Consider the following 6067-nt stretch of genomic DNA (forward strand, 5'->3'; position numbering starts at 1 on the left):
TTTGCGGACTTCTGTTTTAGCTAACTAGGCTTCGGCGCGCTGGTAGAGCTCGACGCTGTCGAGGATGGGCAGATGGGCTTGCCGAAGGGCGGCCACGGCTTTGTCCATGTCGTCGAAGCGGAAGAGGAGCACGGCCTTTTCGCCGCTTTTGATCACGAAGGCATACATGTATTCCACGCTGATGCCCGAGGCCTCTTCAATGGCCAGAATCTCGCTGAGTCCGCCGGGCTGGTCGTTGACTTCGACCGCGATCACGTCGGTGAGCTTGGCGACGAAGCCCTTTGCTTCCAGCAGTTTCTTGGCCTGCTCGTAGTCTTTCACGATCAGGCGCAGGATGCCGAACTGCTCGGTGTCGGCCAGCGACAAGGTAATGATGTTGATGCCGTTTTCGGCCAACAGCCCGCAAAGCTCGCGCAGACGCCCCGGCTTGTTTTCCAGAAAAACGGAAAGCTGTTTCAATTTCATGATGACTCCCTTCGGTAGTGAATATCTAAATCCTAAGCTCTAAATCCCAAACAAATTCTAAAACCCAATTCAAAACTCCAAAACTCAAGCACCCGACTTCGTGATGATCGCGCCAAAGATGCACGTCAGCTCGTGCGCTTCCTGTTCCAGCTTCGCTCGGTCATCTTCGAGGTCGTCCGCTTTGATCAACCGTAGCCAAAGTTTGGATTCCTTGGCCTCCTTGCGGCAAATCTTCACCCGCATCAGGAAATCCTTTTTGCTCAGTGCTTCGTTCGCTTCGATATAATTTGCTGCGACCGACCCGGAAGACCGAACCACCTGTTTCCCCGTCTTCAATGTTGGCAATATCTTTTTGCACAGTCCGCACAAACGACCTCACATCCTTGGCAAACAAATAGGTCCGCTCCTCGAGGTCGTAGCTTTTGTCCATTTAACTTTTTCCTTTTTTGGATTTGTTTAGGATTTAGATATTGGACTTTAGGATTTCCTGTTATCGATGACGCGTTTGGCTTTGCCCATCGAACGTTCGATGGTGTTGGGCTGGACGAGGGTGAGCTTGACGCGGATGCCGAGGATGTGGGCGATGGCATCGGACAACTGCTTGTGGACGGCTTCGACGCCGCGGACGGTATCGCTGAACGTTTCCGCAGTAACCTCGACCTGCACCTCCATCTGGTCCATGCCGCCGTGGCGGGAGAGGACGATCTGGTAGTGGGGCAGCGTTTCTTCCACCTTCAGCAGGGCGGCTTCCACCTGCGACGGGAAGACGTTGACGCCGCGGATGATGAACATGTCGTCGGAGCGGCGCGCGATTCGGTTGATGCGGCGGATGGTTCGGCCGCAGCCGCACGGCTCGGCGATGATGCTGGTGATGTCGTGCGTGCGGTAGCGCATGACCGGCATGGCCTTCTTGCTCAGCGTGGTGATGATCAGTTCGCCTTCTTCGCCGTCGGGCATCGGTTCGTCGGTGACCGGATCGACGATTTCGATCATGAAGTGGTCCTCGAAGATATGCAGGCCTTCTTGCTTTTCGCAGGCCATGCCGACGCCTGGGCCGATGATTTCGGAGAGGCCGTAGATGTCGTAGGCCTTGATGCCGGTCTTGCCTTCGATGTATTCGCGCATCTCGTCGCTCCACGGCTCCGCGCCGAAGACGCCGACGCGCAGCGGCAACTCGTTCCAGTCGATCCCCATCTTTTCGGCAAATTCGATCAGATGCAGGAAATAGCTCGGTGTGGCGCAGATGGCGGTGGTGCCGAAGTCGCGCATCACCATGATCTGCCGCTCGGAGTTTCCGCCGGAGATCGGAATGACGGTCGCGCCGAGGGCTTCCGCGCCGTAGTGCGCGCCCAGGCCGCCCGTGAAGAGGCCGTAGCCGTAGGCGTTCTGGATAATATCGCCGCTATGCAACCCGGCGCAGGCAAAGGTGCGGACCATCGCCTCTTTCCACACCTCGATGTCCTCGGCGGTGTAGGCCACCACGATCGGCTTGCCCGTGGTGCCCGACGACGCGTGCAGGCGGACCACCTCGTTCATTGGAACGGCGAAAAGCCCGTAGGGGTAGGTGTCGCGCAGGTCGGTCTTCTGGGTGAAGGGGAGTTTGCGGATGTCGTCGAGCGTCCGGACATCTTCCGGCTTCACGCCGCGCGCGTCCATGCGCTCGCGGAAGAGGGCCTGGTTTTCGTAGGCGTGCCGGGTGATGGCGCGGAGTCGCTGGAGCTGCAAGGCGTGGAGCTGTTCCTCCCGCATGTAGTCGGGGGCCGAGGCCGGGTGGACCAGACTCTCCCGGTCATTCCATTGTGCGTGCATGGGTTTGCCTTTCTCTAGAGTTTAAAACGAACTGAATACATCTACAGAAGTTAAGCAATTGAAGCAAGGCTGAGCCGAACATGAAATCAAGGGTGCACCGCGAATCATGGACGTGCACAACCTGCGGAGGAATCGTTCGTCGGCGCGAGTTTTCCCCGTGTCCGGAGCTTTTCGTAAAGGCGGGGAGGGCATTCAGAGGGGGGAGCATGTGGTGCATTGTCGATCTGCACTCATAGAACGGCTCGGCGTTGCCCCGATTTTAGGTAAAACGGCCAAGCGGTTCCCACACGTTTAAACGTGTGATAGTGCGGCTCGCGTCCTGCATTCATAAGGGATTGAAACCTTTCCTGAAAACAGGTTAGATGTGCCTTTTATTTTCTGTGGGGAAAACGATGTTCAGGCATACACACCAACTAAGGGTACGCTATAGCGAGTCGGACCGGATGGGGACATTCTATAACTCGCGCCTGTTGGAGTGGATGGAAGTCGGGCGCTCCGAGCTGCTGCGCGCGGCGGGCAAGCCCTATGCGCAGTGGGAGGCCGAAGGCGTCATGGCGCCGATTGTCGAGTCCGGGCTGAAGTTCCGCGGCCGCGCCGGCTATGACGATCTGCTGAACCTGGATACGCAAATGGAGCGGGAAGGGCGCGCGCGCCTTAAATTCACCACGGTCGTCACAAGGGCCGATTGCGGGAAGCCCGTGGCGGAAGGATTCACCATCCATGCGCTGACCACGCCCGCCGGTAAACCGATCCGGATTCCGGACTGGTTTGAAGATTTACTTAACGGAGAGAGCAATGAGCAATGAACGCAGATTGATGAGCGGCAACGAGGCCGTGGCGCTGGGCGCCATGCACGCCGGGTGCGCTCTGGGCGTGGGATATCCCGGAACGCCTTCGACCGAAATACTGGAAAACTATTCGAAGCTCGACGGCTGCAGAGCGCAGTGGTCGCCCAACGAAAAAGTGGCGCTGGAAGTCGGGATCGGCGTGGCCTTTTCGGGCACCCGCACGCTGGTTACCATGAAGCACGTTGGCCTGAACGTCGCGGCCGATCCGCTCTTTACGGTGGCCTATACGGGTGTGACGGGCGGCATGGTGCTGGCCGTGGCCGACGATCCCGGCATGGCCTCTTCGCAAAACGAACAGGATTCGCGAAACTATGCCCGCGCCGCCGGGGTTCCGATGCTCGAACCCGCCGACTCGCAGGAAGCCTACGACATGGTCAAGCTCGCCTTCGAGATCTCCGAGCGATGGAACCAACCGGTCATCCTGCGCCTCTGCACCCGCGTTTGCCACTCCAAGACCATTGTGGTCCCCGGCGATTCGATCGACGTTCCGAAGGCCAACTATGTGCGCGACATCCAAGCGCGCGTGATGATTCCGGCCTATGCCCGCCGTGCGCACACAAGGCTGCGCTCCAAGCTGGCCGAGATGGAAACCTGGAACTGTGCCGAAGGCCCGAACCCGGTGCTCGGCGAAGGCGCCAAGCTGGGCATCATCGCCAACGGCGTTTCCGCGCTGCACGCGCAGGAAGCCGCCCCCGGTGCCAAGGTGCTCAAGCTCGGCATGGTCTATCCGCTGCCGATGAAGACCATTCACGAATTCATCGATTCCGTCGAAGACTGCCTGATCGTTGAAGAGGGCGACCCCTTCATCCAGACCGAAGTGCAGGCCGCCGGCGGCAAGGTGCGCCCGCGCATGGAGCGCTACCGCTATGGCGAGCTGGACGTCGTTCGCGTCAAGCGGATCATCGACGGCGACGATTCCGAAGAACCCGCACCGCCGAAGGGCAAACCCCCGCAACTGTGCGACGGCTGTCCGCACCGCGCCAGCTTCCAGATGCTTAAGAACCTGGGCTGCACCATCACGGGCGACATCGGTTGCTACACGCTCAGCGTGCTGCCGCCGTTCGAAACCATGGATACCTGCATCTGCATGGGCGGCTCCATCGGCATCGGCCTCGGCATGCGCCACGTGCTGCCCGAAGAGCAGGCGCGCAAGATCGTCAGTGTGATCGGCGACTCCACCTTCATGCATTCCGGTCTGACGGGCGTGGCCGAAATGGTTTACAACCGCCCCGCAACCGGGCACATCGTCGTGATCCTCGACAACGGCACCACCGCCATGACCGGATTGCAGGAACATCCGGGAACGGGCAAAACGCTCGACCATCAGCCGACCGGAAAAGCGGTGTCGCTCGAAGCGACCTGCGAGGCCATGGGCGTCGATCGCGTGGTCATCCTCGATCCATCGCGCGAGATGGAAAAATTCGAGCAGACCATGACGGACGCGATGGCTTCGGACGACCTCACCGTCGTTATTGCTCGCCGCCCCTGCATTCTCGCCGTCGTGCGCGATGCCAAGTTCGAACGCGGCGAAAAGGTTCGCTAAAGGAGAGTTGAAAATGAGCAAAGTAACGAATGTAAAATTCGCCGGGTTGGGCGGGCAGGGGATCCTGACCTGCACCGATATTCTCGGAAGTGTGGTGTTCGACCTCGGCTACGATGTGAAAAAGGCCGAAGTGCACGGCATGAGCCAGCGCGGCGGGGCCATCACCTCCGACCTCCGCTACGGCGACCAGGTCCTCAGCCCCATGATTCCCGTCGGCCAGGCCGACTATTTGATCGTGCTCGGCGACGATCAGGTCGATGCCAATAAGCACCACCTGAAAGCGGGCGGCGTCCTGGTGAAGCCGTCGGACTTCGATGTCGACCAGCTTGGCAACAAGCGGGCGCTGAACGTCGCGTTGCTCGGAGCGCTCAGCAAGCACATGGACTTCACCGTGGAGCAGTGGATGGCGGCCATCCGCCGGCAGTTCCCGGAGCGTCTCGTCGACGTAAATGAAAAAGCGTTTCTTTTAGGCCGGGGCGAATCGGCGGAATAGCCGCACGCCCCTCAACCGTTCGAAGGTCGAAAGTTCAAGGTCTGCTTGACTTTCGACCTTTGACATTGAGACCTTCGCCCCCATTACACCGGAGGTTTTGCATGAGTGTTGAAAAAATCAAGAAGCTGATTCGCGAGAACGATCAGCTAGGCAACTTGCTGGGCGTGAAGCTGACCGAGGTCAGCGAGGGCCGGGCCTTGGCGGAACTGAAGATCGATCAGCAGCATCTCAACGCGGCGGGCGTCGCCCACGGCGGCTCCATCTTTGCGTTGGCCGACATTGCGCTGGCGGCCGCCTCCAATTCCTATGGCAACGTGGCGCTGCTGACCAACGGCAACATCCAGGTTTTCCACGCCACGAAGCTCGGCGACACGCTCTTTGCCAAAGCCAAGGAAGTTTCCGCCAGCCGCCGCCTGGCACACTACCGCATCAAGGTCACCAATCGCGCAGGCGATCAGATCGCCGTCTACAACGCGACCGTCTACAAAACCTCCACGCCACTGCCCGATAGCGACTAAGCGGCGCCAGGCCGCCAACGGCCTTGCCTGGGCGGGCGATCGCCCGCGCGGCAAATCGGCGATTCTTTTCGCATAAATGCAACGCAACGGTTGGCGGTCCACTCGGGCCGCTGTCGGTTCGGCGTATGATTTTGGTTGGTGCATTCCGTCCGTCGGGATCTTCTTGGACCAAATCGTTCTTTTTTGCGGGTAGTATATTTTACTAAAAAAAGAAGTATGATTAAGATTGGCGCGTCCGGTGCGCTCCTGTGTGCGCCTTCGAGTCCATTGGGCTTACTGGCGAAAGTCCAGTCCGGCTGAAGTTGCTAAGCCGGTAGTTGAGAGTAACTGCGTCGCAGTAATGCGGGGTGGAGAGCAACAGGAAACAAACAGACAGTCCGCAGGATAACGA

General features: G+C 59.3%; 7 protein-coding genes. 4 read left to right on the forward strand and 3 right to left on the reverse strand.

Translation table 11 applies throughout. From position 1 onward, the window contains the following. Positions 1-24: 24 nt before the first annotated feature. From ABYO54_RS00185 to ABYO54_RS00195, 3 genes are all read right to left on the reverse strand, one after another. The gene (locus ABYO54_RS00185; RefSeq protein ID WP_372805722.1) at positions 25-465 is read right to left on the reverse strand and encodes an ACT domain-containing protein; all 441 of its coding nucleotides are present in this window, start codon (positions 463-465) and stop codon (positions 25-27) included. An 84-nt stretch (positions 466-549) separates the two neighbouring features. Then, entirely contained in the window at positions 550-783 is a 234-nt protein-coding gene (locus tag ABYO54_RS00190; protein ID WP_372805737.1) for a four helix bundle protein, read from the reverse strand. Positions 784-942: 159 nt separating this feature from the next. Further along, the gene (locus tag ABYO54_RS00195) at positions 943-2274 is read right to left on the reverse strand and encodes a phenylacetate--CoA ligase family protein (RefSeq protein WP_372805724.1); all 1332 of its coding nucleotides are present in this window, start codon (positions 2272-2274) and stop codon (positions 943-945) included. Positions 2275-2666: 392 nt separating this feature from the next. Between ABYO54_RS00195 and ABYO54_RS00200 the strand changes: the two genes are divergently transcribed. From ABYO54_RS00200 to ABYO54_RS00215, 4 genes are all read left to right on the forward strand, one after another. After that, positions 2667-3080 (forward strand): acyl-CoA thioesterase, encoded by a 414-nt coding sequence (locus ABYO54_RS00200; protein WP_372805726.1) that lies wholly within the window; start codon positions 2667-2669, stop codon positions 3078-3080. Then, entirely contained in the window at positions 3070-4665 is a 1596-nt protein-coding gene (locus ABYO54_RS00205) for a thiamine pyrophosphate-dependent enzyme (protein ID WP_372805728.1), read from the forward strand. Before ABYO54_RS00200 ends, ABYO54_RS00205 begins: the two co-directional genes overlap by 11 nt. 13 nt (positions 4666-4678) lie before the next feature. Continuing rightward, on the forward strand, positions 4679-5158 hold the full coding sequence (locus ABYO54_RS00210) for a 2-oxoacid:acceptor oxidoreductase family protein (protein ID WP_372805730.1): 480 nt from the start codon (positions 4679-4681) through the stop codon (positions 5156-5158). Between the two features lie 101 nt (positions 5159-5259). Continuing rightward, positions 5260-5676 carry a hotdog fold thioesterase gene (locus ABYO54_RS00215; protein ID WP_372805731.1) on the forward strand — a complete coding sequence of 139 codons (417 nt, stop codon included), beginning with the start codon at positions 5260-5262 and terminating at the stop codon, positions 5674-5676. Positions 5677-6067 lie beyond the last annotated feature (391 nt).

It is taken from the genome of Pontiella sp., from assembly GCF_041622395.1.
Classification (GTDB): Bacteria; Verrucomicrobiota; Kiritimatiellia; order Kiritimatiellales; family Pontiellaceae; genus Pontiella.